The sequence below is a fragment of the Streptomyces sp. NPDC001530 genome (genome assembly GCF_042894545.1).
Lineage (GTDB): Bacteria > Actinomycetota > Actinomycetes > Streptomycetales > Streptomycetaceae > Streptomyces.
Genome location: NZ_JBIAVS010000033.1, coordinates 49,021 through 73,710, shown reverse-complemented (window position 1 = coordinate 73,710; position 24,690 = coordinate 49,021). Strand labels below are relative to the sequence as shown.

General features: G+C 70.6%; 21 protein-coding genes. 15 read left to right on the top strand and 6 right to left on the bottom strand.

The window, feature by feature from the left end; genetic code table 11:
* Positions 1-4: 4 nt before the first annotated feature.
* Positions 5-2,788, top strand: a complete 2,784-nt coding sequence (gene polA, locus ACFY0T_RS44580) for a DNA polymerase I (RefSeq protein WP_388884263.1) — start codon at positions 5-7, stop codon at positions 2,786-2,788.
* 410 nt (positions 2,789-3,198) lie between these two features.
* Positions 3,199-4,179, top strand: coding sequence for a serine hydrolase (locus ACFY0T_RS44575; protein WP_388884262.1), 981 nt, complete (start codon positions 3,199-3,201; stop codon positions 4,177-4,179).
* Here the strand turns inward: ACFY0T_RS44575 and ACFY0T_RS44570 are convergent.
* Positions 4,100-4,954, bottom strand: a complete 855-nt coding sequence (locus ACFY0T_RS44570) for a DUF4184 family protein (protein WP_388884261.1) — start codon at positions 4,952-4,954, stop codon at positions 4,100-4,102. The genes ACFY0T_RS44575 and ACFY0T_RS44570 overlap by 80 nt on opposite strands.
* Positions 4,955-5,189: 235 nt before the next feature.
* On the opposite strand from ACFY0T_RS44570, the gene ACFY0T_RS44565 reads away from it, so the two are divergent.
* From ACFY0T_RS44565 to ACFY0T_RS44555, 3 genes are all read left to right on the top strand, one after another.
* Positions 5,190-6,887, top strand: coding sequence for a lytic murein transglycosylase (locus tag ACFY0T_RS44565; protein WP_388884260.1), 1,698 nt, complete (start codon positions 5,190-5,192; stop codon positions 6,885-6,887).
* A 144-nt stretch (positions 6,888-7,031) separates the two neighbouring features.
* On the top strand, positions 7,032-7,166 hold the full coding sequence (locus tag ACFY0T_RS44560; protein ID WP_327427940.1) for an SPW_0924 family protein: 135 nt from the start codon (positions 7,032-7,034) through the stop codon (positions 7,164-7,166).
* A 65-nt stretch (positions 7,167-7,231) separates the two neighbouring features.
* The gene (locus ACFY0T_RS44555) at positions 7,232-8,224 is read left to right on the top strand and encodes a DUF3068 domain-containing protein (protein WP_388884259.1); all 993 of its coding nucleotides are present in this window, start codon (positions 7,232-7,234) and stop codon (positions 8,222-8,224) included.
* Here the strand turns inward: ACFY0T_RS44555 and hrpB are convergent.
* Together hrpB and ACFY0T_RS44545 are read right to left on the bottom strand one after the other, a co-directional pair.
* On the bottom strand, positions 8,214-10,787 hold the full coding sequence (gene hrpB, locus ACFY0T_RS44550) for an ATP-dependent helicase HrpB (protein ID WP_388884258.1): 2,574 nt from the start codon (positions 10,785-10,787) through the stop codon (positions 8,214-8,216). The genes ACFY0T_RS44555 and hrpB overlap by 11 nt on opposite strands.
* A 175-nt stretch (positions 10,788-10,962) precedes the next feature.
* Positions 10,963-11,823 carry a class I SAM-dependent methyltransferase gene (locus ACFY0T_RS44545; protein ID WP_388884257.1) on the bottom strand — a complete coding sequence of 287 codons (861 nt, stop codon included), beginning with the start codon at positions 11,821-11,823 and terminating at the stop codon, positions 10,963-10,965.
* A gap of 317 nt (positions 11,824-12,140) precedes the next feature.
* Here ACFY0T_RS44545 and rpsA point away from each other — a divergent pair, with 317 nt between their 5' ends.
* A complete protein-coding gene (rpsA, locus tag ACFY0T_RS44540; RefSeq protein ID WP_388884256.1) occupies positions 12,141-13,640 on the top strand; it encodes a 30S ribosomal protein S1 in 1,500 nt (499 codons plus the stop codon).
* A 153-nt stretch (positions 13,641-13,793) separates the two neighbouring features.
* Here rpsA and ACFY0T_RS44535 read toward each other — a convergent pair whose 3' ends face one another.
* Entirely contained in the window at positions 13,794-14,756 is a 963-nt protein-coding gene (locus ACFY0T_RS44535; protein ID WP_388884255.1) for a sheath polysaccharide-degrading enzyme, read from the bottom strand.
* A gap of 301 nt (positions 14,757-15,057) precedes the next feature.
* On the opposite strand from ACFY0T_RS44535, the gene ACFY0T_RS44530 reads away from it, so the two are divergent.
* The 4 genes from ACFY0T_RS44530 to ACFY0T_RS44515 all read left to right on the top strand — a co-directional run bounded on the left by ACFY0T_RS44530 (position 15,058) and on the right by ACFY0T_RS44515 (position 18,759).
* A complete protein-coding gene (locus ACFY0T_RS44530) occupies positions 15,058-16,584 on the top strand; it encodes a flavin monoamine oxidase family protein (RefSeq protein ID WP_388884283.1) in 1,527 nt (508 codons plus the stop codon).
* 145 nt (positions 16,585-16,729) lie between these two features.
* Positions 16,730-17,668 (top strand): PAC2 family protein, encoded by a 939-nt coding sequence (locus tag ACFY0T_RS44525; RefSeq protein WP_388884254.1) that lies wholly within the window; start codon positions 16,730-16,732, stop codon positions 17,666-17,668.
* 51 nt (positions 17,669-17,719) lie between these two features.
* Positions 17,720-18,328 (top strand): dephospho-CoA kinase, encoded by a 609-nt coding sequence (coaE, locus tag ACFY0T_RS44520; protein ID WP_388884253.1) that lies wholly within the window; start codon positions 17,720-17,722, stop codon positions 18,326-18,328.
* A gap of 50 nt (positions 18,329-18,378) precedes the next feature.
* Positions 18,379-18,759 carry a tetratricopeptide repeat protein gene (locus ACFY0T_RS44515; protein ID WP_388884252.1) on the top strand — a complete coding sequence of 127 codons (381 nt, stop codon included), beginning with the start codon at positions 18,379-18,381 and terminating at the stop codon, positions 18,757-18,759.
* Between the two features lie 94 nt (positions 18,760-18,853).
* Here ACFY0T_RS44515 and ACFY0T_RS44510 read toward each other — a convergent pair whose 3' ends face one another.
* Positions 18,854-19,153 carry a DUF6343 family protein gene (locus ACFY0T_RS44510; protein ID WP_388884251.1) on the bottom strand — a complete coding sequence of 100 codons (300 nt, stop codon included), beginning with the start codon at positions 19,151-19,153 and terminating at the stop codon, positions 18,854-18,856.
* Positions 19,154-19,246: 93 nt separating this feature from the next.
* Between ACFY0T_RS44510 and ACFY0T_RS44505 the strand changes: the two genes are divergently transcribed.
* From ACFY0T_RS44505 to ACFY0T_RS44495, 3 genes are all read left to right on the top strand, one after another.
* Positions 19,247-20,233, top strand: coding sequence for an acyltransferase domain-containing protein (locus tag ACFY0T_RS44505; RefSeq protein WP_388884250.1), 987 nt, complete (start codon positions 19,247-19,249; stop codon positions 20,231-20,233).
* A gap of 69 nt (positions 20,234-20,302) precedes the next feature.
* The gene (locus tag ACFY0T_RS44500; protein ID WP_388884249.1) at positions 20,303-20,992 is read left to right on the top strand and encodes a class I SAM-dependent methyltransferase; all 690 of its coding nucleotides are present in this window, start codon (positions 20,303-20,305) and stop codon (positions 20,990-20,992) included.
* A gap of 438 nt (positions 20,993-21,430) precedes the next feature.
* Entirely contained in the window at positions 21,431-21,889 is a 459-nt protein-coding gene (locus ACFY0T_RS44495) for a DoxX family protein (RefSeq protein WP_388884248.1), read from the top strand.
* A gap of 140 nt (positions 21,890-22,029) precedes the next feature.
* Here the strand turns inward: ACFY0T_RS44495 and ACFY0T_RS44490 are convergent, their stop codons facing one another.
* Positions 22,030-22,761, bottom strand: a complete 732-nt coding sequence (locus tag ACFY0T_RS44490; RefSeq protein WP_388884247.1) for an RNA-binding S4 domain-containing protein — start codon at positions 22,759-22,761, stop codon at positions 22,030-22,032.
* 153 nt (positions 22,762-22,914) lie between these two features.
* Between ACFY0T_RS44490 and ACFY0T_RS44485 the strand changes: the two genes are divergently transcribed.
* Positions 22,915-23,688: a uracil-DNA glycosylase gene (locus tag ACFY0T_RS44485; protein ID WP_388884246.1), complete on the top strand. Its 774-nt coding sequence runs from the start codon at positions 22,915-22,917 to the stop codon at positions 23,686-23,688.
* Between the two features lie 9 nt (positions 23,689-23,697).
* A complete protein-coding gene (gene pip, locus ACFY0T_RS44480) occupies positions 23,698-24,660 on the top strand; it encodes a prolyl aminopeptidase (RefSeq protein ID WP_388884245.1) in 963 nt (320 codons plus the stop codon).
* Positions 24,661-24,690: the final 30 nt, after the last annotated feature.

Here is a 24,690-nt window from a genome sequence, read left to right as displayed (position 1 = left end):
GGGCGTGGCAGAAACAGCATCGAAGAAGACCGAGAAAACCGCAGGTACGGACCGTCCGCGGCTGATGCTCATGGACGGGCACTCGCTGGCGTACCGCGCGTTCTTCGCGCTGCCCGCGGAGAATTTCACCACCGCGACCGGCCAGCCGACGAACGCAATCTATGGTTTCGCGTCGATGCTGGCGAACACGCTGCGCGACGAGGCGCCCACGCATTTCGCGGTGGCGTTCGACGTCTCGCGCAAGACGTGGCGCTCCGAGGAGTTCACCGAGTACAAGGCGAACAGGTCGAAGACCCCGGACGAGTTCAAGGGGCAGGTCGAGCTGATCGGCGAGCTGCTCGACGCGATGCACGCCCGGCGGTTCGCGGTCGACGGCTTCGAGGCCGACGACGTCATCGCGACGCTTGCCACGCAGGCCGAGGCCGAGGGCTTCGAGGTGTTGATCGTCACCGGCGACCGCGACTCCTTCCAGCTGGTCTCCGAGCACACGACGGTGCTGTATCCGACGAAGGGCGTCTCGGAGCTGACCCGGTTCACTCCGGAGAAGGTCTTCGAGAAGTACGGGCTGACACCGGCGCAGTACCCCGACTTCGCGGCGCTGCGCGGCGACCCGTCCGACAACCTGCCGGGCATCCCCGGGGTCGGTGAGAAGACGGCCGCGAAGTGGATCAACCAGTTCGGTTCGTTCGCGGAGCTGGTCGAGCGCGTCGACGAGGTCAAGGGCAAGGCCGGGCAGAACCTCCGCGACCACCTGGAGTCGGTGAAGCTCAACCGCCGTCTCACGGAGATGGTGAAGGACGTCGAGCTGCCCAGGACGGTCGCCGACCTGGAGCGCGCTGCGTACGACCGCAAGGCCGTGGCGATGGTCCTGGACACCCTGGAGATCCGTAACCCGTCGCTGCGGGAGCGGCTCCTCGCCGTCGACCCTGGGGCCGAGGAGGCCGAAGGGGCGCAGCCGGCCGCCGAGGGCCTGGAGCTGGACGGCACGGTGCTGGGCGCCGGCGAGCTCAAGCCGTGGCTCGCCGAGCACGGCGAGGCGGCGGTCCTCGGCGTGGCCACGGTCGACGCGTGGGCACTGGGCACGGGCGCGGTGGCCGAGGTCGCGCTCGCCGCAAAAGGGGAGGTGCAGCCCGAAGGGCTTCCGCAGAAGGGCGGTGGTGGGCGACGGGCGGGCGGGGCGGCCGCCTGGTTCGACCCGTCCCAACTGGACGAGGCCGACGAGAACGCGTTCGCGACGTGGCTCGCCGACCCCGACAAGCCCAAGGTCATGCACAACGCCAAGGGCGCGATGCGGGTCTTCGCCGAGCACGGCTGGAGCATCGAGGGCGTGTCCATGGACACCGCGCTCGCCGCCTACCTCGTCAAGCCCGGGCGTCGCTCCTTCGCGCTGGACGCGCTGTCCCTGGAGTACCTCGGCCGGGAGCTGGGGCCCGCCGCCGCGGCCGACGGGCAGCTCGCCTTCGGCACGGACGAGCAGGCCGAGGCCGACGCGCTGATGGCGCAGGCCCGCACGATCCTCGACCTCGGTGAGGCGTTCGGCGAGAAGCTGACGGAGGTCGGCGCGGCCGACCTGCTGCGCGACATGGAACTGCCCACGTCCACGCTGCTGGCCCGCATGGAGCGGCACGGCATCGCGGCGGACAGGGCCCATCTGGAGGCCATGGAGCAGATGTTCGCGGGCGCCGTCCAGCAGGCCGTGAAGGAGGCGCACGCGGCCGCCGGGCACGAGTTCAACCTGGGTTCGCCCAAGCAGCTCCAGGAAGTCCTCTTCGGCGAGCTGGCCCTGCCCAAGACGAAGAAGACGAAGACGGGTTACACGACGGACGCGGACGCGCTGGCGTGGCTCGCGACGCAGACCGAGAACGAACTGCCGGTGATCATGCTCCGCCATCGCGAGCAGGCGAAGCTGCGGTCCACGGTCGAGGGCCTGATCAAGACGATCGCGGCGGACGGCCGCATCCACACCACGTTCAACCAGACGGTCGCGGCGACCGGCCGCCTCTCCTCGACGGACCCGAACCTGCAGAACATCCCGGTCCGCACGGACGAGGGCCGCGCCATCCGCCGCGGCTTCGTGGTCGGCGAGGGCTTCGAATCCCTCATGACCGCGGACTACAGCCAGATCGAACTGCGCGTGATGGCCCACCTGTCGGAGGACGAGGGCCTCCTGGAGGCGTTCACCTCCGGCGAGGACCTGCACACCACCGTCGCCTCCCAGGTGTTCTCCGTGGAGCGGTCCGCGGTCGACGCGGAGATGCGCCGCAAGATCAAGGCGATGTCGTACGGCCTGGCGTACGGCCTGTCGGCCTTCGGCCTCTCCCAGCAGCTGAACATCGACGCGGGTGAGGCCCGTGCGCTGATGGACACGTACTTCGAGCGCTTCGGAGGCGTACGGGACTATCTGCGCCGGGCGGTCGACGAGGCGCGGGCGACGGGCTACACGGCGACGCTCTTCGGGCGTCGCCGCTACCTGCCGGACCTCAACAGCGACAACCGGCAGCGCCGCGAGGCGGCCGAGCGCATGGCCCTCAACGCCCCCATCCAGGGCACGGCGGCGGACATCGTCAAGATCGCCATGCTGAACGTGGACCGCGCGCTGCGCGAGGCGAACCTCAAGTCCCGCATGCTCCTTCAGGTCCACGACGAAATCGTCCTGGAAATCGCCCCGGGCGAGCGCGCCAGGACCGAGGAACTCCTCCGCCACGAAATGGCGTCCGCCGTCCAGCTCCGGGCTCCCCTGGACGTATCCATCGGCTCGGGGCCGGACTGGGAGTCGGCGGCGCATTAGCCGGCGCTGGGGCGCCGGGTGGTTCTGTCCCGGCCTACCTCAGGTTCGCGGCCTGGCCGGCCGTCACATCAGGGGCCCGGCACCGCAAGGTGCCGGGCCCCTGATGTCCACCGCGACGGCGAGAGCCCCCAGCGCTGCTCGGCGGTGCCCAACCGATCGCAAGCCTCGAAGGCCGCCCGCAAGGCAAGTCTCACCAGGGCCGCGCCGCCGAGAACCGCCCGCAGGGCGAATCTCGCCCCGGCCGTTCCGGACGCGGCCTCGCGCCCCGAGAGCCGCCCGGGGCAAGCCCCACCCGGCCGGGCCGGAGAGGGCAGGCTCGCCGCACTCCCGCCCACCCCCCGGAGGGAACCGTCACCCGCGTGGCCCCCGCAAAGGCGCCCCCCGCCGAGCGGGACCGTAAGGATGCGGGCATGGGTATACGCATGCTTCACCGCACGGCGATAGCCACGGCCGTCGTCCTCGCCGCCACAGCTGTCGTCTCGGCGCCGCTCGCGCCGGTACCCGCGGTCGCCGCGGAGGCCGGCACCGCCCAGGTGCCCCCGGCCTGCCGCTCCGCCCGTGACCCCGACCTCGCCGCCCGGATGTCCCGCGACATCCAGAAGGCGCTGGTGTCACGCGAGGGCACCGTCTCCGTCGCGGTGCACGACGACACCACCGGCCTGACCTGCGCCCTCGCGAGCGAAAGGCAGTACGACTCGGCGAGCGTCGCCAAGGTCACGATCATGGAAGGCACCCTGCGGCGGGCAGAGGAACTCGGCCGCAAACTCACCGACTGGGAACGGGCCAACATCCGCCCCATGATCACCAGGTCGGACAACACATCGGCCCAGCGCCTGTGGACCGACCTGGGCCACGCCTACCTGGACCGCCTGTTGACCCGCGTCGGGACGACGCGCACTGTGCTCGGCTCCGAGGGCTACTGGGGCCTGACCCGCACCACCGCCTCCGACCAGATGCGCCTGCTGGGCGTCCTCACCAACACCCGTTCGTTCCTGAAGGCCCGCGCCTACGGCATGAAGCTGCTCAGCCAGGTCCGCAGAGACCAGCGCTGGGGCGTGCCCGCCGGAATGCCGAAGAGCCTCACGGCCCATGTGAAGAACGGCTGGCTGCCCCGGGCCACGCACGGCTGGCGCGTGCACAGCGTCGGCGCGTTCACGGGCCCCGCCCGCAGGTACCGCATCGTCGTCCTGTCGCACGACAACCCGACGATGGAGTACGGGGTCCGCACCATCGAACGCATCGCGCAGGCCGTGCACCGCGGCCTCAACCCGGGACGCGGCCGGATCCAGAGCCCCACCCCGGAGGGCGCGATCAGCGAGAAGCCGGACGGCTCGGCTCCGTACGAGCTGCTGCCCGGCCGGGACGAGCCGGAGCCGGACGCCACACCCTGACCCCCACGGCGTACAGCCCGAGGCCGAGCACCAGGCCCGCGCCCCCGCCGAAGCACAGCGTCGGGATCAACTCCCAGGGCTTCGCGCTGGAGGCCCAGTAGTCCCACGAGTGCGAAGCCCGCTGCACCGCGCCCACCAGCGCGCAACACCCGAGAACGGCACCCGCCAGCCACCGGTCGGAAGCGGACAGCGCCGGCACCCCCACGGGTTCGCCGGAGGGCGTCCGGCGCAGCGCGACGACCACGAAGGCCGCGATCACCACGGCCGCCACCGCCGAACTGCCGTACTGCGCGTACCAGTACAGCGGCGAGCCCCCGACGTCCCGTCCCAGGACGGGGAACAGGCGCATCCCCCACCGGCCGTGATGCGTGAACGCGTCCCACACGACATGCGTCAGCGCGCCGAGCGCGGCGGAGACGTACCACCACAAGGCCGTCGACGGACTCGGCCGTCGACGTGTCGCCCCGCAGCGCAGCAGCCGCGCCGGACGCCCCTGCCGGGCCGTCGGCAGCAGCGCCACCAAGGGTTCGCGCAGCACCAGCCAGGCGCCCACGAGCGCCCACGTGACGAGCACGTCGAACGTGAACACTCCGGTGAACGAGTGCGTGAAGGTGCCGAATTCCATCGCTCCGGGCAACGCGCTCGCCGCGTAGTACGTCATATCAGGTGCGAACGAACCGGCCACGAGAACAGCGGGAACCAGCCTGCCGCGCCCCCCGCCGTCACCGCGTACGGCGGGCAGCACGGCCGCCGCATGGCTGAGAGTGAAGGGCAAGTCGTCCCCCTACGGCTCATGGTCGGTGTTTCGTGCAGATCAGAGATGGCCAACCGGTGAAAATCGGGCGCGAACGGGTGCCCGGGCAACGGAAGTTGTCGTAGGGTCACCTGGGTCACCGTGCTGGGGAGCACGGTCGAACATCGGAAAAAGTACACACAGAACAAAGCGCGCAGAAGGAATGGCGCGCAAGAAGGCACGGCGTACGCGGTCGTCCACGGGAGGGGTTCACTCAATGGCGGCGCATTTCGGCAGGAGGCTGCGCAAGGGGGCGGCAACCACCGCCGTGGCCGCGGCCGCGGTCGCGGCCCTGTCCGCGTCCCAGGCCCCGGGAGTGACCACCGACGACCACGGCAGACAGACCACCGGCGCCGAGTCCACACCGGACGCGAACAGCGACGACACCGCGACCGGCAACTCGCGCTACTACACGGACCTTCCGCCGCTCGACAGCCCCAGCCCGTCGCCGACCACCAGCACGCCCACGGTCACGGGCGATGCCGAGGCGGGCATACCCGCGACCGTCCTCGACGCCTACAAGAAGGCCGAGGCGTCACTGCGCGAGTCCAAGCCCGGCTGCAACCTGCCCTGGCAACTCCTCGCCGCCATCGGCAAGGTCGAGTCGGGCCAGGCCCGCGGCGGCCGCGTCGACGCGAGCGGTACGACGTACTCGCCGATCCTCGGCCCGGTCCTCGACGGCAACGGTTTCGCGAACATCAGCGACACCGACAACGGCGCCTACGACGGCGACTCCACGCACGACCGCGCGGTGGGGCCGATGCAGTTCATCCCCTCCACCTGGGACTGGGCGGGCCGCGACGGCAACGGCGACGGCAAGAAGGACCCCAACAACATCTACGACGCGGCGCTCGCGGCCGGCCACTACCTGTGCCGGTTCAACCACGACATGTCGGTCCAGTCGCAGATGAACGCCTCGATCCTCAGCTACAACAACTCGACGGCGTACCTCAACACGGTCCTGTCGTGGCTGGAGTACTACCGCAAGGGCACCCACGAGGTACCGGACGGCACCGGCACGCTGCCCTCGCACAACAGCGACGAGACCACCGGGGCGAACCCCAGCCCGAGCCCCACGCCGCCCGCGACCTCGAGGCCGAGTCCGGAGCCGAGCACCCCCAAGCCGGGCGGCGGTTCGACGAGCCCCAGCCCGGACCCGTCCACTCCGTCCGCGCCGTCCACCCCCTCGACGCCGCCGAGCCCGACGCCGCCCACCCCCACCGAGACCGTGGACCACCTGGAGGACGCGGACACCGGGAAGCTCACCGCGACGGCGGGCGACACCTTCGCCGAGAAGATCGCCGTACGGACCGAGACCGAGGCCGGCCAGGCCGTGGCGAAGGTCCGGGTGCGCTTCACGATCGTCGGCGACGACACCGACGCCACCTTCACCGGCGGCGAAACCGTCGCCACGATCGTCACCAACAGCGCCGGCACGGCCACCGCGCCGGCGCTCGTGGCGGGCGAGAAGACCGGCGACTTCACGGTCCGCGCGACCGTCGTCGGCCGCGTCATGGCCGGCCTCGACTACACGGCGACCGTCACCCCGCGCCAGGCCGACACCCTCACCCGCACCAGCGACACCGAGCTGACCTGCGTGCCGGGCGGCGAGTTCGCCGACCAGGCCGAGGTGAAGGCCACCTACAAGGGTGCCGTCGCGGGCAAGGTCGCGGCCACCGCCACGCTCATCAAGTCGGCGGACGACGCGACGGAGAACGACAAGGGCCCGTACTTCAAGGACGCGGACGGCAAGACCGTACGCACCCTCACGGACCTCACCACGGACGCGAACGGCCTGCTGAAGCTCCCGAAGCTGTACGCGGACGACACCACCGGCACGTTCCTGCTCCGCATCAACACCACCGGCGGCGCGACGCTCACCATCGAGCTGAAGGTGGCGGCCGCCACCTCCTAGTCCGTACGCGCATCGAGGGCGCCCCTCCGCTTCCGGGCGGGGGGGCGCCCTCGTCTGTGTGTGCAACGTGTTCTCATCTCGCCCCGCCGTTGCTACGGTGCCGGACCTGACGACGTATCAGCTCCTGGCCCTCGGGAGGCCCGCATGCGTGCCCTCATCGCCGCCGCGACCGGTCTCGCCGTTGCGCTCGCCCTGGTGCTGACCATCACGGCCATGGGCTCACCGGCGGGCAGGACATCGCCGAAGCCGCTGCTGACGACTGTGCCCGCACACCCATAGACCCCGCGCCGGCACACCCGCAGACCGTGCCGGCACACCCGTAACTCTCAGGGAGGGACGCCGAGATGCGCCGCAAGGCAAGCCTGATCCTGCTCGCCTTCGCCGTGTTCTTCACGGCGCTGTCCCCGCTGCTGCGCTGGTACGCCTTCCCGCGCCTGGCGAAGATCCCCGCCAACCAGTACCAGGACATGGTCCTGGAGGCGAAGAACGCGACCCTCCTCGACTACGGCACCATGAAGGCCAGGACGGTCCCCAAGGTCACCGTCGTACAGACCCTCAAGGGCAACGTCGAAGCCTCCGAGAAGATCGAGAAGACCGCGGGCCGCGACGTCGTCGTCTGGGACTCCCTCTCCTACGTCCAGGGCCCCGACGGCAAGATGGTCTCCAAGATCCCCGAGCGCTACATCTTCGACGCGCACAGCCAGGAACCCGTCCACGCCACCGGCGAGATGGTCGACGGCGCCCCCGTCACCCGCGAGGGCATCGAGTTCAAATGGCCCTTCATGACGGAGAAGCGGGACTACGAGTACTTCGACGCGCAGACCCGCACCACCAACCCCATCCACTACAAGGGCACCCAGAACTTCCGGGGGGTCAAGGTCTACTACTTCGAGCAGACCATTCCCTGGACCAAGGTCCACTTCCCCAAGACCATGCCCGTCAAGGGCATCACCCAGGAGTCGCTGGCCAAGACGGGGACGACCATCTGGTACACCACGGTCCGCAAGTTCTGGGTGGAGCCGGTCACTGGAGCGCCCGTCTACGGCGAGGAGATCCACAAGGAGGAACTCCGCGGCGGCACCCTGCTCGGCGACCGCGACAAGGTGACGGCGTTCGCCGGGCACGTGAAGATGCGCGAGGACTACATCGAGCACACGGTCGACCTGGTCAAGTCGAACCGCACCCTGATCCTGCTGATGACGTCGTACCTGCCCTGGGGCTTCCTGTTCCTGGGCGCCGCACTTCTCTCCCTCTCCCTCTACCTGGAGGCGCGCAGCCGCCGCCCGGGCGACCCGGCACCCACCCGGGCCGTGGAGCCCGAACCGGTCAACGCCTGAGCCGGGCGTTGGTGTGCCGGGTCGGCTCGGCGGTCGCGGGGTCCTCGGGCCACGGGTGCTTGGGATACCGCCCGCGCAGTTCGGCTCGCACGGCCCGGTAGCCGTCGCCCCAGAAGGAGGCGAGGTCGGCCGTGACGGCGGCGGGCCGTCCGGCGGGGGAGAGGAGATGCACGAGTACGGGTACGCCGGCGACACGAGGGGTCTCGGCCAGCCCGAACATCTCCTGCAGCTTCACCGCCAGTACGGGCCGTTCGGGATCCGCGTAGTCGATCCGGATTCTGGACCCACTCGGCACCTCGATCCGCTCCGGTGCGAGCTCGTCGAGCCGGGCGGCGTCGCCGGTGGCCCACGGAAGCAGCCGGGTGAGCCCCTGCCCGGCATCGATCCGCCCCAGGTCGGCCCGCCGACGCGCCCGGCCCAGCTCCGGCTCCAGCCACTCCTCCACACGCGCGTGCAGGGCGTCGTCGCAGACGTCGGGCCACGAGGCGCCGAGGTGGTGGTGCAGAAAGGCGAGCCGCTGCCGCAGCAGCTCCGCCTCCCGCGTCCAGCGCAACAGCCCCAGCCCCTCCTCCCGCAGCCCCTCCAGAAGCGCGTCGCGTACGAGCCCGGGGTCGGCGTCCTTCAACGGCCGCACCGCCAGCTCCACGGCCCCGAGCCGCTCGACCCGCCGCGCGACGACGTCCCCGCCGGCCCAGTGGACCTCCTCGCCCTCGGAGTACAGGCTTGCGGCGGCCCACCGTGCCGTCTCCTCGTCCACCACCGCCCCGAGCCGCACGCGCGCGTGCCCGGCACCAATGGGACGGTCGGCCACGGCGACGGCGAGCCACGGCGCTCCGCGCAGGGCCGAGCCGTCGCCGATGTCGGCGCGGGTCCCGTTCACCATGAGGTAGGAGCCACCGTGCGCCCGCGCGAGCCGCTCGGGGAACGCGAGGGCGGCAACGAGCCCTACGACGCGGTCATCACCGGAGGCCGCGCTGCCTGCCACCCGGCGCGGAGCTTCGACGTTCACCTCTTGTACAAGAGAGCCACGGGTGGACGGGTGGGAAAAATCTGTACCTGTAGGTACACCGGCCCGCAGGCGCTTGGCTTCGGCGCGCCAGCGACTGGCGTAGGCGTCGCCGCCACGCCGGGCGGCACGCCAAGCCCCCGCAAGATCATCCCCGTACTCCCGGGGCGGCTCCTCGCTCAAGAGGGCGACGACTTCGGCGGCCCGCTCCGCACCCGTGAAGGGCCCCGCATCGAGTAGCGCCCGCGCCAGCCGCGGGTGCACCCCGAGCCGCGCCATACGCACCCCCCGTTCCGTCGCCCGCCCCGCGGAATCCACCGCACCCACGGCCGACAGCACGGCCCGTGCCGCCGCCATCGCCCCGTCCGGCGGCGCGTCGAGGAGCGCGAGCCCCGTCGCGTCCGGGTCGCCCCAGCAGGCCGCCTGAAGGGCGAACGCCGTCAGGTCGGCCACCTTGATCTCCGGCGCGGGGAAGCGCGCCAGACGCGCGTCCTCCGCCTCCGTCCAGCACCGGTACACCGCTCCCGGTGCCTCACGCCCGGCACGCCCCGCCCGCTGCCGCCCCGCCGCCTGCGAGGCCCGCACGGTCGTCAGCGCGCTCAGCCCGCGCGCGTGGTCCACCCGTGGCTCCCGCGCGAGCCCGGAGTCGACGACCACGCGTACCCCGGGAACCGTCAGCGACGACTCGGCCACCGAGGTCGCGAGGACCACCCGGCGGCGTACCCCCGGGGACAGCACCGCGTCCTGCACGGCGGCCGGCGCCCGCCCGTGCACCTGAAGCACGTCGACCTCACCGAGATCCCCCAGCTGCCCGGCGACCCGCGCGATCTCCCCGACCCCGGGCAGGAAGCACAGGACATCCCCCTCACGCTCGGCCAGCGCCCGCCGCACCACCGACGCCACATGCGTCAGCAGCGCCGGGTCCACCCGCATCCCGTGCGGCGGCCGCACGGGCCGTACCGGCGGCGCCCACACCACCTCGACCGGATACGAGACGCCCTGCGCCTCCACCACCGGCGCGTCGCCCAGCAGCCGGGCCCACCCCGTGGCGTCCGTCGTCGCGGACGCGGCCACCAGCCGCAGCTCGGGGCGGAGAGCGGCCCGTACGTCCAGCAGAAAGGCGGCCACCGTGTCGGCGTCCAGATGCCGCTCGTGACACTCGTCGAGCACGACGACGTCGACGCCCGCCAACTCCTGGTCCCGCTGGAGCCGCTGCAGCAGGACACCGGTCGTAACGACCTCCACGCGCGCGTGCCGGCCGACCACCCGCTCCCCGCGCACCGTGTAGCCGACGCTCTCGCCGACCTTCTCGCCGAGCAGCCACGCCATCCGCCGCGCGGCGGCCCGGGCGGCGATCCGACGCGGCTCGGCCACGACGACCCGGCGCGCCGGTCGCCCGTCGTCCAGGAGACCGGCGAGCGCCAGCGGCACGAGGGTGGTCTTGCCGGTGCCGGGCGGCGCCACGAGCACCGCGCTGCCGCCGCCCTCCAGGGCGTCGTTCAGACCGGGCAGGGCGCCGCGTACGGGCAGCTGGTCCAGGGCGTCGTCACGGATCACGCCCCCAGTCTCGTACGAGCGTCAAACCGGCCTCGTACGGGCATCGAACACGTCTCGTGCGTGCGCCGAAACGCCCTCCACGCGCGCGCCGAAACGCCCTCTACGCGCGCGTGCGTGAGAAAGCGGTGCCCACGCACACGTGGGCACCGCTTTTGTACGTTCAGCTTCCGTGCGTTCAGTCCCGCTCGCACACGAAGATCGCCGTCCCGGGTATCAGATGCCCGCGCAGCGGGGACCAGCCGCCCCACTCCTGGGTGTTCCATGCGGGCCACTCCGGCTCGACGAGGTCGATCAGGTGGAACCCGCCGGCCACGATGTCGCGGACGCGGTCGCCGATCGTCCTGTGGTGCTCGACGTACACCGCGCGGCCCTCTTCGTCCTGCTCCACGTACGGAGTGCGGTCGAAGTACGAGGCGGCGACGCTCAGCCCCTCGGGGCCGGGCTCGTCCGGGAACGCCCAGCGGATCGGGTGCGTCACCGAGAAGACGAAGCGGCCGCCGGGGCGCAGCACCCGGTGGACCTCGCGCAGAACGCGAACAGGGTCGGCGACGAACGGCAGCGCGCCGTACGCCGAGCACGCGAGGTCGAAGGAGCCGTCGGCGAACGGCAGGGCGCCCGCGTCGGCCTCCACCAGGGGCACGGAACCGCCGATGCGCAGCGCGTGCTGGAGCTGGCGGTGGGAGAGGTCCAGGGCCACCGGTCGCGCCCCCTGGCCGGCCAGCCAGCGCGAGCACTGGGCGGCGCCGGCGCCGATCTCCAGGACGTTCTTGCCCTTCAGGTCCTCCGGTGGGCCGAGCAGCTCGGCCTCCACCTCGTCGAGGCCCTCGGGGCCCCACACGAAACGGTCGTCTCCGAGGAACGTGCCGTGCTCGATCTGGTACTCGTCCGCGTTCCGGTCCCACCAGCCCCGGTTGGCTCGGGAACTCTCCGTGACATCCGCGTCACGTCGGGTGGCTTCCGGTTCGAACGGTTCGGGCTCTTGGATGATCGGCTCCCTCGTCGTACTCTTCCGTCCAACCCGTCTCGGGGGTGTCACGACAGAGGCGCCCTACGGCCCGCGTGGCCTCGTGAGACAGGTCTTGTGCCGGGAATGCGGCGATCCGCCCCGGGTGTGCGCCTTCGCGCATTGACCCTGCCCGGCTGCCCCCGTATGCTACAAGTTGCGCTGCGAGCCTGCGCACCTCAGACGTAGCAGGCTGCGCTCGCATCTGTATGTATGTCCCCTCGGTTTTCGAGGCGCCCCCGGGCCACCGGGTTGGCGCTTCCTTGGCTGTCCGGCTTCTACAGGGCGAAACGGGCTCCCGGCGTAAGCAGTACCTACGACTCAATGTCCGTACCGGAGCCCTTTCCCACATGACGAGCAGCACCGAGACCACCGCCACCACCCCGCAGGTTGCGGTCAACGACATCGGTAACGAGGAAGCCTTCCTCGCCGCGATCGACGAGACGATCAAGTACTTCAACGACGGCGACATCGTCGACGGCGTCATCGTGAAGGTCGACCGGGACGAGGTCCTGCTCGACATCGGTTACAAGACCGAAGGTGTCATCCCGAGCCGCGAGCTGTCGATCAAGCACGACGTCGACCCGAACGAGGTCGTCGCCGTCGGTGACGAGATCGAAGCCCTTGTTCTCCAGAAGGAGGACAAGGAAGGCCGCCTGATCCTCTCGAAGAAGCGCGCCCAGTACGAGCGTGCCTGGGGCACCATCGAGAAGATCAAGGAAGAGGACGGCATCGTCACCGGTACCGTCATCGAGGTCGTCAAGGGTGGTCTCATCCTCGACATCGGCCTCCGCGGCTTCCTCCCCGCGTCTCTCGTCGAGATGCGCCGCGTCCGCGACCTCCAGCCCTACGTGGGCAAGGAGCTCGAGGCGAAGATCATCGAGCTGGACAAGAACCGCAACAACGTGGTCCTGTCCCGCCGTGCCTGGCTGGAGCAGACCCAGTCCGAGGTTCGCCAGACGTTCCTCACCACCCTCCAGAAGGGGCAGGTCCGCTCCGGCGTCGTGTCCTCGATCGTCAACTTCGGTGCCTTCGTGGACCTGGGCGGCGTCGACGGTCTCGTGCACGTCTCCGAGCTCTCCTGGAAGCACATCGACCACCCCTCCGAGGTTGTCGAGGTCGGTCAGGAAGTCACCGTCGAGGTCCTCGACGTCGACATGGACCGCGAGCGCGTCTCCCTGTCGCTCAAGGCGACGCAGGAAGACCCGTGGCAGCAGTTCGCCCGTACGCACCAGATCGGTCAGGTCGTCCCGGGTAAGGTCACCAAGCTCGTTCCGTTCGGTGCGTTCGTCCGCGTGGACGAGGGCATCGAGGGTCTGGTCCACATCTCCGAGCTGGCCGAGCGCCACGTGGAGATCCCGGAGCAGGTCGTCCAGGTCAACGACGAGATCTTCGTCAAGGTCATCGACATCGACCTCGAGCGTCGCCGCATCAGCCTCTCGCTGAAGCAGGCCAACGAGTCCTTCGGTGCCGACCCGGCCTCGGTCGAGTTCGACCCGACCCTGTACGGCATGGCCGCGTCCTACGACGACCAGGGCAACTACATCTACCCCGAGGGCTTCGACCCCGAGACCAACGACTGGCTCGAGGGCTACGAGAAGCAGCGCGAGGAGTGGGAGCGCCAGTACGCCGAGGCGCAGCAGCGCTTCGAGCAGCACCAGGCGCAGGTCATCAAGTCCCGCGAGGCCGACGCCCAGGCGGCGGCCGAGGGCGGCGACACGGGTGCGGCTCCTGCCGCTTCCGGTGGCGGCGGTTCGTACTCCTCGGAGTCGGACGACAACTCCGGCGCCCTGGCGTCGGACGAGGCCCTGGCTGCGCTCCGCGAGAAGCTTGCGGGTGGCCAGAGCTGAACCGGTAGGTTCCGCTAGGCAGTAGCTAGTCGGTGGGCCGCATCCCCATGGGGGTGCGGCCCACCGGTTTTTGTCGTCCGCGGGCTTGTGGGGGCTGGTCGCGCCCACGCGGCGGAGCCGCATAGGGTCACGGCCCCGCGCCCCTTCGGGGCGCTATTGCGTGACCGGGATATTGGTGAGTCCCTTCCCGCCTGTCACCGTGTTCGTCGCGTACACCGTCGTTCTGCAGCTTGCGCTGTAGTTGGTCACGTTGATCGCGAGCTGGTTGGCGCCCGTCGCGCCCGTGAGGTCCGAGGTATTGCCCCGGAACGCGGTGCCGCAGCCCCAGCCGGACCGCTGGGTGTGGGTCTCGTAGCCGTTGTTCGTCGTGGACATGCCCTTGTTGTTCTCCACCAGGACGTCGTTGCCCTTCACATCGACCCAGGAGTCGTCGTAGTTGGCGCCGGTGAGGCCGCTGCCGTCGAAGGTGTTGCCCGTAATGCGGGCGCCAGTGGTGCCCTCCTTGATGTCGACGTTTTCGCCGCCCACGTCCGGACCGATCGTGTTGCCGGTGATCTGGATGCGGTCGCTCTTGTCGGAGGTCCCGCCGGCCGTCCCGACGTACACGCCCTCGCCCATGCCGCGGCCGTCGTTGCCGGTGTCGTAGATCTTCGAGTTCTTGATCACGCCGTCCGTGCTGGAGGTGCGGAAGTGGACGCCCTCCATGTCGAGCCCGTGGACGGTGACCGTGTCGACGACGACACCCTTCGCCGCGTCGATCATGATGCCCTTCTGGCCGCCGGTGACGGTGATGCCCTTGACCGTCCAGTACGAAGCGCCGTTGAGATGGAGGCCGTAGCCGCCGCTCGCCTTGAGGGCGGCCTTCGAGGAGCCGGTGAGGGTGATGCGGGAGTCCGAGCTTGCGGCGGTCGTCGTCTTGAAGTTGCCCGTGTACGTGCCGTCGGCGAGGTGGATCGTGTCGCCGGGGGATGCCGAGGTGAGCGCCGACTTCAGCTGGGCGGCGGTGGAGACCTCGATGACCTGGGCCGCCTCGGCGGAGGGAGCGGCCAGGGCCGAGCCGACCGTGGCCGCCGTCGCGGCGAGCAGGGGGATGAGGAGGGTGCGTCGGATCCGCATGTGGGGGGTGACCTTCCCGTCGGTTCGCATAGAGGGCGTTCTTGTACCTGAACTTTGGGCGCGAATATGAACGTAGGAGCGCCGCATGCTCGCGTCAAGGTCTGGACCAGTTCGCGTGTGCGGGGAGGGAAACGTGGCAGATACACGAGTAACTCCCGCGCCGTAACAGGGCGTTGCCAGGATCCCCGGGTCATTGAAGATCGTGAGGGGAGCCGAAGTCATGGCAGCACAGCGACGATCTACCGATGCGAGTCGGCGCACCTTCCTCCGTAATGTGGGTCTCACCAGTGGCGCAGGCGCGATGTTCGCCACCATGGGCGCCCTCGGCCTCGCGCCCACCGCGCAGGCCGCGGGGCGTGAACAGCCTTTCCGCGCACTGAAGTCGAGCGATTTCATGCTCACCGGACGCGGCGCCGCGAAGGTCGTCATCGTGGGCGGCGGCATCGCCGGACTGGCGTCCGCGTACGAGCTCGGCAAGGCGGGGTACGACTGTACGGTCCTGGAGGCCAGGGACCGCACCGGCGGCCGCAACTTCACGGTGCGCGGCGGCGATTCCACCACCGATCTCTACGGCAACACGCAGACGGCGCGCTTCAGCGAGGGCCACTACATGAACGCGGGCCCCGCCCGCCTTCCGCAGTGGATGGTCACCCTCGACTACTGCCGTGAACTCGGCGTCCCCATCGAAGTGTTCACGAACACGAACGCGGACGCGTACATCTACAACGAGTCGACCGGCATGACCAAGCCGATGCGCTACCGCACCGCCAAGGCCGATGTCTACGGCTATGTCTCCGAGTTGCTCGCCAAGGCCAGCAACAAGGGCGCTCTCGACAAGGAACTGACCGCCACCGATCAGGAGAAACTCGTCGAGTTCCTCAAGGACTTCGGCGAGCTCGGCGACAAGCTGACGTACGAGGGGGGTGAGCGCCGCGGCTACACCACCGTCCCCGCCGCCGCGGGAACCCCGGGTGTGCTCCTCGGTGACATCCCCACCGCCTCCGAGGTCTTCGCCACCGGCGTCGGCCGCTACTTCTCCTTCGAGTTCGGCTTCGACCAGGCGATGCTGATGTTCCAGCCGGTGGGTGGCATGGACCAGATACCGCGGGCACTGACCAGGGCGATCGGGGCCCATCGCATCCGTACAGGGGCCGCGGTCTCCAAAATCACCGACAAGGGGAGTGGCGTTACCGTCACTTACACCCAGGGCGGCCGTACGAAGTCCATCGACGCCGACTACTGCATCGGTGCCCTCCCGCCCAACATCCTCGCCAAGATCCCGCACAACCTCGGCTCCGGCGTCCAGAGCGCTCTGGAGGCGATCACTCCGCAGTCCGCCGCCAAGATCGGCCTCGAGTACCGTTCACGCTGGTGGGAGCTTGATCACAACATCTACGGCGGGATCACCGAGACCGACCAGGACGTCACCCACATCTGGCACCCCTCGTACGGCTTCCACGGCGAGCGCGGCGTGCTGATCGGCTACTACAACTACGGCGATGACGCGGACTCGTACGCGAAGCTCATCCCCCAGGAGCGCGAGAAGCGCGCGGTGGCCGCGGGCGTGAAGATCTATGGCGAGAAGTACCGCACCGAACTCGCGTCCTCCTTCTCGCACCACTGGCGCCAGACGCCCCACCTGGAGGCCGCCTGGCACGACACCCCGGGCGGGCCCGACGACCCCCGCTACAAGCCGCTGAACGAACCCGCCGGACGCGTCTACTTCGCCGGAGACTGGCTCAGCTACACCGACGCCTGGCAGCACGGTGCCTTCACGTCCGCACGCAAGGCGGTCACCGCGCTCCACGCGCGCGTGCTGTCGTCGTAACACGAGCATGCTCTTCTCGTAGTCGTCTTCCCAGCCGCTCGTGGCGGCTGAAAAGTCGGTAAGAGGTGCCGGAGTGCGGCGCGGGCGGGAATGCCCGCGCCGCACACCACGTTGTGCAGTACGAACACGAGGAGGAGCGGTCACAGTGCTTGATCCGCAGGGTTTGTACGCATGGGAGCCGAAGGGCTTGGCCGTTGTCGACATGGCGCTCGCCCAGGAGTCGGCCGGTCTTGTCATGCTCTACCACTTCGACGGATACATCGACGCGGGCGAAACCGGCGACCAGATCGTCGACCGACTGCTCGACTCGCTGCCCCACCAGGTCGTGGCCCGCTTCGACCACGACCGGCTCGTGGACTACCGGGCCCGCCGCCCGCTGCTGACGTTCAAGCGCGACCGCTGGACCGACTACGAAGAGCCCACCCTTGACGTACGCCTCGTGCAGGACGCCACGGGCGCGCCCTTCCTGCTGCTGTCCGGCCCCGAGCCGGACGTCGAGTGGGAGCGCTTCGCCGCCGCCGTCCAGCAGATCGTGGAGCGGCTCGGCGTCCGCCTGTCCGTGAACTTCCACGGCATCCCCATGGGCGTCCCGCACACGCGCCCGGTGGGCCTCACCCCGCACGGCAATCGCACCGATCTCGTCCCCGGCCACCGCAGCCCCTTCGACGAGGCCCAGGTCCCCGGCAGTGCCGAGTCGCTCGTCGAGTACCGCCTCATGGAGGCCGGACACGACGTCCTGGGCGTCGCCGCGCACGTGCCGCACTACATCGCCCGTTCCCCGTACCCGGACGCCGCGCTGACCGTCCTGGAGGCCATCACCGGCGCGACCGGCCTGGTGCTCCCGGGCATCGCGCACTCCCTGCGCACGGAGGCGCACCGCACGCAGACGGAGATCGACCGGCAGATCCAGGAGGGAGACGAAGAGCTCGTCTCCCTCGTCCAGGGCCTTGAGCACCAGTACGACGCCGCGGCGGGCGCCGAGACGCGGGGCAACATGCTCGCGGAACCGGTGGACATCCCGTCGGCGGACGAGATCGGGTTGGAGTTCGAGCGGTTCCTGGCGGAGCGCGAGGGCGAGGGCTGACCTCCGAGGTCTCCGGCGGCGTTGTCAGAGGCAGGCCCTAAGCTTCGGGTCATGCTGAAGGTGGGCCTGACCGGCGGTATCGGTGCCGGCAAGAGCGAGGTGTCGCGGCTGTTCGTCGAGCAGGGCGCGGTGCTGATCGACGCGGACAGGATCGCGCGGGAGGTCGTCGCGCCCGGAACTCCCGGGCTCGCGGCGGTCGTCGACGCCTTCGGCGAGGACGTGCTCGCGCCGGACGGCAGCCTGGACCGGCCCAAGCTGGGCTCGATCGTCTTCGCCGACCCGCAGAAGCTCGCCGTCCTCAACTCGATCGTGCACCCCCTGGTGGGCGCGCGCTCCCGCGAACTCGAGAACGCCGCCTCCGAAGAGGCCGTCGTCGTCCACGACGTGCCGCTGCTCGCCGAGAACGGCCTGGCACCGCTGTACGACCTCGTGGTCGTCGTCGACGCCAGCCCCGAAACCCAGCTCGACCGCCTCGTACGGCTGCGCGGCATGACGGAGCAGGACGCCCGCGCCCGTATGGCCGCCCAGGCCCCCCGCGAGAAGCGCCTGGAGATCGCGGACGTCGTCATTGACAACGACGTACCCCTGGAGGAGTTGGAGCGGCGCGTACGGGACGTATGGGCGGATCTCGTGCGCAGAGCCCATCAGCCCCAGGAATAGCGGCCCCCTACGCGGGCGTTGAACCCTTGCAGCGAGGGAAGGACTCAGCCGTGCCCGAGACCAGCGGATCGACCGGACGTACTCCGGAGACGCATGTCATCGACTTCCGCGCCGCCGAGCGACTGCTCGCCGCGCGGGACCCGCGGGGCGCGGTGAAGCTGCTCGACCCAGTCATCGCCGCGCATCCGGAGAACACGGCAGCCCGGCTGCTGCGCGCGCGTGCCTTCTTCGCCGCTGCGCAACTGCGCCCCGCCGAGCTGGAGTTCACGATCGTCCTGGAGCGCGAGCCGGACAACGCGTTCGCCCACTTCGCGCTCGCCCGCACCTATGAGCGCCAGCGCCGCCCCGAGCAGGCGAAGCGGCACTTCAGACTGGCGGCGGCGCTCGACCCGAAGCCGCAGTACCTGGAAGCCGCGCGCTTCGAGACGTGATCCGCGGCGGGGACCCTGCCGGCGGAACCTGTCGCCATGGGCCTGATTTCGGGTCTGTCGACAGGCCCGTCCTCTGGGTCGAGGCTCTCAGGGGCTAGGGCTGCCGGTGCTGCCTCGGCCGGTAGTACGGCGGGGGGCCGGGCTCCGGCGGTCGGTAGGGCGGGACGTCGGGTCCCGGCTGGTAGTGCGGCCCCTGGCGGATGTGCCGCAGGACCATGATCATGTCGACGGTGACGATCAGCAACAGCACGCCGCACGCGGCCGCCCATCCGGGCCGCCCGGTCAGGGCGAACGCGGCCGTCCCGAAGACCGCCCAGATCAGACCCCACAGGCTCAGCCAGAAGCGCAGCCGCAGAGCACTGCGCGCTGTCGTCGGTTCACTGCCCGTACGCATCGGGATCACTACTCCTACTGGGAAACGTACTCTTCGTGGTGCACGTTCACCAAGGGAGAGCGGTCGGTCCGACGGCCGCCGGGGGAGGCGACGGTGCTGCTGGAGGCGCTGCGGGCGGACGCGAGGCTCGCGGAGTGGCTGAGGGATCTGGAGAGCGAGGGCGCGCCCCGGGTGGAAGCGGTGCTTCCGGACGCGGACGAGCTGCCCGACGTCCTGCTCGACCTGACCGTGGCCCACGAGCACATCAATGAACTCGTCGCACTGCGCGACCGGTTGGTGGCGGACAAGGAGGCGATGACGCTCCTCGCGCGCTGCGTCGGCCGCTTCGTACGGGACATGGGGGAGATCGGCAAGGGCTGGGAGCCACCCGCGTTCCCCGCGTCGACGGGGGCGCTGGGGCGCTGCTTCCATGTGTACGTCTTCATCGCGGCGCTTCCGTACGTGCGCGCGTATCACCGGGGGCGCGGCGTCCCGGAGGACGTGTCCCGGCGCACCCTCGCCGACCTCGGCCGCCATGTGGCCGTGCACCACAGGCGGGTCGGAACCCCTGGGCTGCTGTTCCCCTGGTGGATCGCCCTGCACTTCCACGGTGAGCTTTTCCAGCTGGGCCGGCTGCAGTTCCAGCGGGCGCGGCTCGGTGACCGCACGGGCCGGGCCGTCGCGGCGGCGGGCCTGGGCGTGGGCCCCGGCGACCCCTGCCTGAGCCTGCACATCACCGACTTCCGCGGCCCCCTGAGCCCCACCGCCTGCGACCGATCACTCGCGCTGGCCCGGGAGTTCTTCGCCCGCCACTACCCCGACGAGGGCTACGAGGTCGCCGTCTGCCACTCCTGGCTCCTCGATCCGCAGCTCAAGCGGTATCTGTCGGCCGACTCCAACATCATCCGCTTCCAGGACCGCTTCGAGGCCGCGTACGAGGAGAAGACCCCGGACGACGGGGTGCCCATCGGCTTCGTCTTCGGCGATCCGGAGCTCCCGGTGCAAGAGCTGCCGCGGCGCAACAGCGTCGAGCGGGCGGTGGTGGACCATCTGCGCGCGGGTGGCCACTGGTACGGCGGGCAGGGATGGTTCGCGCTGTAGCTCGCCACTCGAACGGGTGAATGGGGGCGGGGTGGGAACGGGCGGACGAAAGCCGCCCGTTGGACGGGTATGAGGATCGAGAAGCGCCAAGGACACGAGGGAACGGGCCCCGGTGCCATCACACCGGACGGCTGCGCGGTCGAGCTCTACGCGCGCCTGCCCATCAAGGACGAGCCGGACATCATCACCGCGGCGGTGCCCGCGGGCGTGCACATCCTGGAACTGGGCAGCGGGGTGGGCCGGATGACCCACCCGCTCCTGGAGCGCGGGTTCACGATCACGGCCGTGGACGAGTCCGCCGAGATGCTGGAGCGGGTCCGCGGTGCGCGCACGATACGCAGCACGATCGAGGACCTCGACCTGGGCGAGACGTTCGACGTGGTCATGCTCGCGTCGTTCCTCGTCCACACCGGGGACCCCGAGGAGCGGCGTGCGTTCCTGACGACCTGCGCCCGCCATGTAGCCGAGGACGGCTGCGTGTTGATCCAACGCGAGGGGGAGGACTGGCACACGAACGTACCCCGCGAGCACACCGACCCCTCCGGCTGCACCGTACGGATCCTGTCGGCGGATCCGGTGGGTGAGGGCGTGAACTCGGTCTACGCGGAGTACGAGTTTCCGGATGCCACGTGGACGCAGACGTTTCTGGCCCGTCCGCTGACGAAGGACGAGTTCGAGGGGGCGTTGGGGGAGGCGGGGTTGAGGGTGGATCGGTATGTGACGGAGGACGGGGTGTGGGTGAGGGCGGTGAAGGGGTGAGGTAGGGGGCTAGCCGCGTGGTGGGTGGTGCGTTGCTGGGCTATGCCAAGTAGCCAAGGCCGACACCTTCAGCCCGTCCGGCGTTTGAGGGCGAGGCCGTTGAGGCCGATCGGAGGTGGGGGTCCAGGGGCAGGGCCCCCGGTGGGGACGGGGCGGACCCCCGGGCCGGGGTCCAGGGGGCGCAGCCCCCCCGGTGGGGACGGGGGCGGAGCCGGGCCGGGGGCCAGGGGACGGAGCCCCCCGGTAGGGACGGGGGCGGAGCCGGGCCGGGGGCCAGGGGGCGCAGCCCCGGCGGGGTCGAAGGGGCGGAGCCCCTGGGGACGGGAAGGGTAGGGGCGGAGGGGGCGAAACAAATCCCGCCCGGCACCGATGAGTTCCTGACGCCCACCCGGTCTACCTCTGTGAAAGCAACAGCCACCGCTCACACAGGAGACCCCGATGTCCGAGACCACCGCCCCCGTCACCACCGTCTCCCACACCACCCCCGCCAACCCTGCCTCCGGCACCTCCCGCACCCGCCGCGCCCGAATCTCCCTCACCGCCCTGCAGATCGTTCTCGGCCTCTTCTACGTGATCGCGAGCGCCCTCCCCAAGCTGATCGCCCATCCCTCGGCCGCCGAGGTTTTCGACAAGCTCGGCTGGGGCCACACGGGGATGTACATCATCGGCGCGCTCGAACTCGCCGGAGGCATTGCCCTGTTGGTCCCGCTGCTGGACTCCGTGGCCGCGGTGGCGCTCAGCGCCCTGATGGTCGGCGCGTTCATCGCCAACGTCACTGCCATCCACGGCCCGTACGCGGCGACCCCGCTCATCCTGATCCTGCCCCTCGCACTGATCGCGTGGGCGCGACGCAGTCACACCACCGAACTGCTCCGCCTGGTGCGCCGACGGGCGTGACGGCCGTACGGGACGGAGGGCCGTACGAGACCGAGGGCTCCCCCTGCAGCAGGGGGAGCCCTCGACGTCGTACGGCGGAGAGACCGGCACGGCAGGCACCCTGGCATGCAGGCGCCTCGACACCCCGGCCTCCCGGATATTCAGGAGCCCGCGAGCCCGTCCTCTGGACCGGAGGAGCCGGTCGAGCGGGAGGAACGGGAAGAGCCGGTTGAGCGGGAGGAGGCAGCGGAGCTTGAGGAGCCGGTTGAGCGGGAGGAGCCGGCGGAGCCGGAAGAGCGGTTCGAGCCGGCGGAGCCGAGGAAGCCGGAGGAGACGGAAGGGCCGGAGGCCAGCCCCCGCAAGCGCTCCAGCTCGCGCCGGTCCCGCTTGGTCGGGCGCCCCGCCCCCCGGTCACGGATCCCCGCAGGGGCGACGGCCTCGCGCGGCGGGGGCGGCGGACTGTTGTCGACGTAGCACTGGACGGCGACGGGCGCACCGACCCGCTTGCGGATCAAGCGCTTCACGACGACGACCCGCTCCCGCCCCTCATGCCGCAGCCGCACCTCGTCCCCGACGCGCACGCCATGCGCGGGCTTGACGCGCTCGCCGTTGACCCGGACATGCCCGCCCCGGCAGGCGGTGGCGCCCATCGAGCGGGTCTTGACGAGACGGACGGACCAGATCCAGCTGTCGACCCGCACGCTCTCGCCGCTTGCCGGACCGGCGGCCTCGGCCGCGGCCACCGCGTCGGCCGGGCCGCGCGCACCGCTCGTACCATCCGTACCGCTCGTACTGCCCGCACCGCTCGTATTGCCCGTACCGCTCGTACCGTCCGGATCGCCTGTGCCGTCCCGCTCGTCGTCCTTGTCGACGTCCGCGTCCTCAGAAGCCATGTCTCGACCTTAGTCCTCCCAGGCGGTGGGGCCGCGGGGAATTTCCGTCGCACGGACCACCTCGGATGCGACCTCCGACCGTGTTCGGGAGCCCCGGTGGCGATGGGGTTCGTGGCGGCCGGGGCGGCCACGGCGTAGCCGTACGGTGGAGTCATGGACGGCAGCGGCCTGGACACCGGCGGCCTGGACACCGGCAGGGATCTGGACGGCAAGGGCGTGGAGAGCGGTGCCCTTGCCGAGCTGGACGGGCGGATCACCGGGTGCCGGGCCTGTCCGCGCCTCGTCGCCTGGCGCGAGGAGGTGGCCCGCACCAAGCGCGCCGCCTTCGCCGACTGGACGTACTGGGGCCGGCCGGTCCCGGGCTTCGGACCGCCGGACGCGAGGCTGCTGATCGTCGGACTCGCTCCCGCGGCGCACGGCGGGAACCGGACCGGGCGGATGTTCACGGGGGACCGGTCGGGGGACGTGCTCTACGCGGCGCTGCACGACGTGGGGCTCGCATCGCGCGGAACGTCGGTGAGCGTGGACGACGGGCTGGAGCTGTACGGCGTACGCGTCACCGCTCCCGTGCACTGCGCGCCACCGGCGAACAAGCCGACGCCCTTGGAGCGGGACACCTGCCGATTCTGGATGGTGCGGGAGTTGGAGCTGTTGCGACCGTCGCTGCGGGCGGTGGTGGTGCTCGGGGCCTTCGGGTGGCAGGCCGCGCTGCCCGCGTTCGCCGAGGCGGGCTGGACCGTGCCCCGGCCGCGCCCCGCCTTCGCGCACGGAGCCCATGTGTCGCTGGACGGGCTCGAGGTCTTCGGGTGCTTCCACGTCAGCCAGCGGAACACCTTCACCGGGCGGCTCACGCCCGCGATGCTCCGGGACGTGCTGCGGACGGCCGCGGAGGCGGCGGGGCTGACGACCCGGCCGGAAGCGGGTTAGCCTCGCGCGATGGGCCCGTATCCGGAGATCGAACCGTACGACCACGGAATGCTCGACGTCGGGGACGGCAACCGCGTGTACTGGGAGGTCTGCGGCAACCCGCGCGGCAAGCCCGCGGTGATGCTGCACGGCGGTCCCGGCTCGGGGTGCGGGGCCTGGTACCGGCGGTACTGCGACCCGGAGGCGTACCGCATCGTCCTGCTCGACCAGCGCGGCTGCGGACGCTCCACGCCGCACGCGAGCGCGTACGAGACGGACATGAGCGTCAATACGACGGCCCGTGTGATCGCGGACCTGGAGCTGCTGCGCGGCCACTTGGGCATCGACCGCTGGCTGGTGTGGGGAGTCTCGTGGGGGTCGGTGCTGGGGCTGCGGTACGCGCAGACGCATCCGGACGTCGTGTCCGAACTGGTGCTGACGGGCGTGGCTACCGGCTCGAACCCCGAAGTGGCCCTGCTGACCAGGGGACTTGGGAAGATCTTCCCCGAGGCCTTCGAGCGGTTCCTCGCCGAGGTGCCCGAGGGTGAACGCGACGGGAACCTCGCGGCGGCGTACAGCAGACTGATCGAATCGCCGGACCCGCAGGTGCGGGCACGGGCGGCACGCGCCTGGACCGACTGGGAGACGGCGATCATGCCCGCGCCGCCGCGGTCGGTGGCGCGCTATGAGGACCCGGTCTTCCGCATGGGCTTCGCCCGCACGGTCACGCACTACTTCGGCAGCGACCACTTCCTGGGGGAGGGCAACGACGAGGGCGTGGTGCTCCGGGACGCACCCCGGCTCAAGGGTATCCCCGGCACGCTCGTCCAGGGCAGCCTCGACTTCGGGAATCTGCTGGGCATCGTATGGCGTCTCCACCACGCCTGGCCCGGCAGCGAGTTGGTCGTCGTCGACGACGTGGGCCACAACGCGGGGGCTCCAGGGATGGTGGACGTGCTGGTGGCGGCGACGGACAAGTACGCGACCCGCTGACGAGGGCAAGTGCGCGCCCCGCTGACGAGC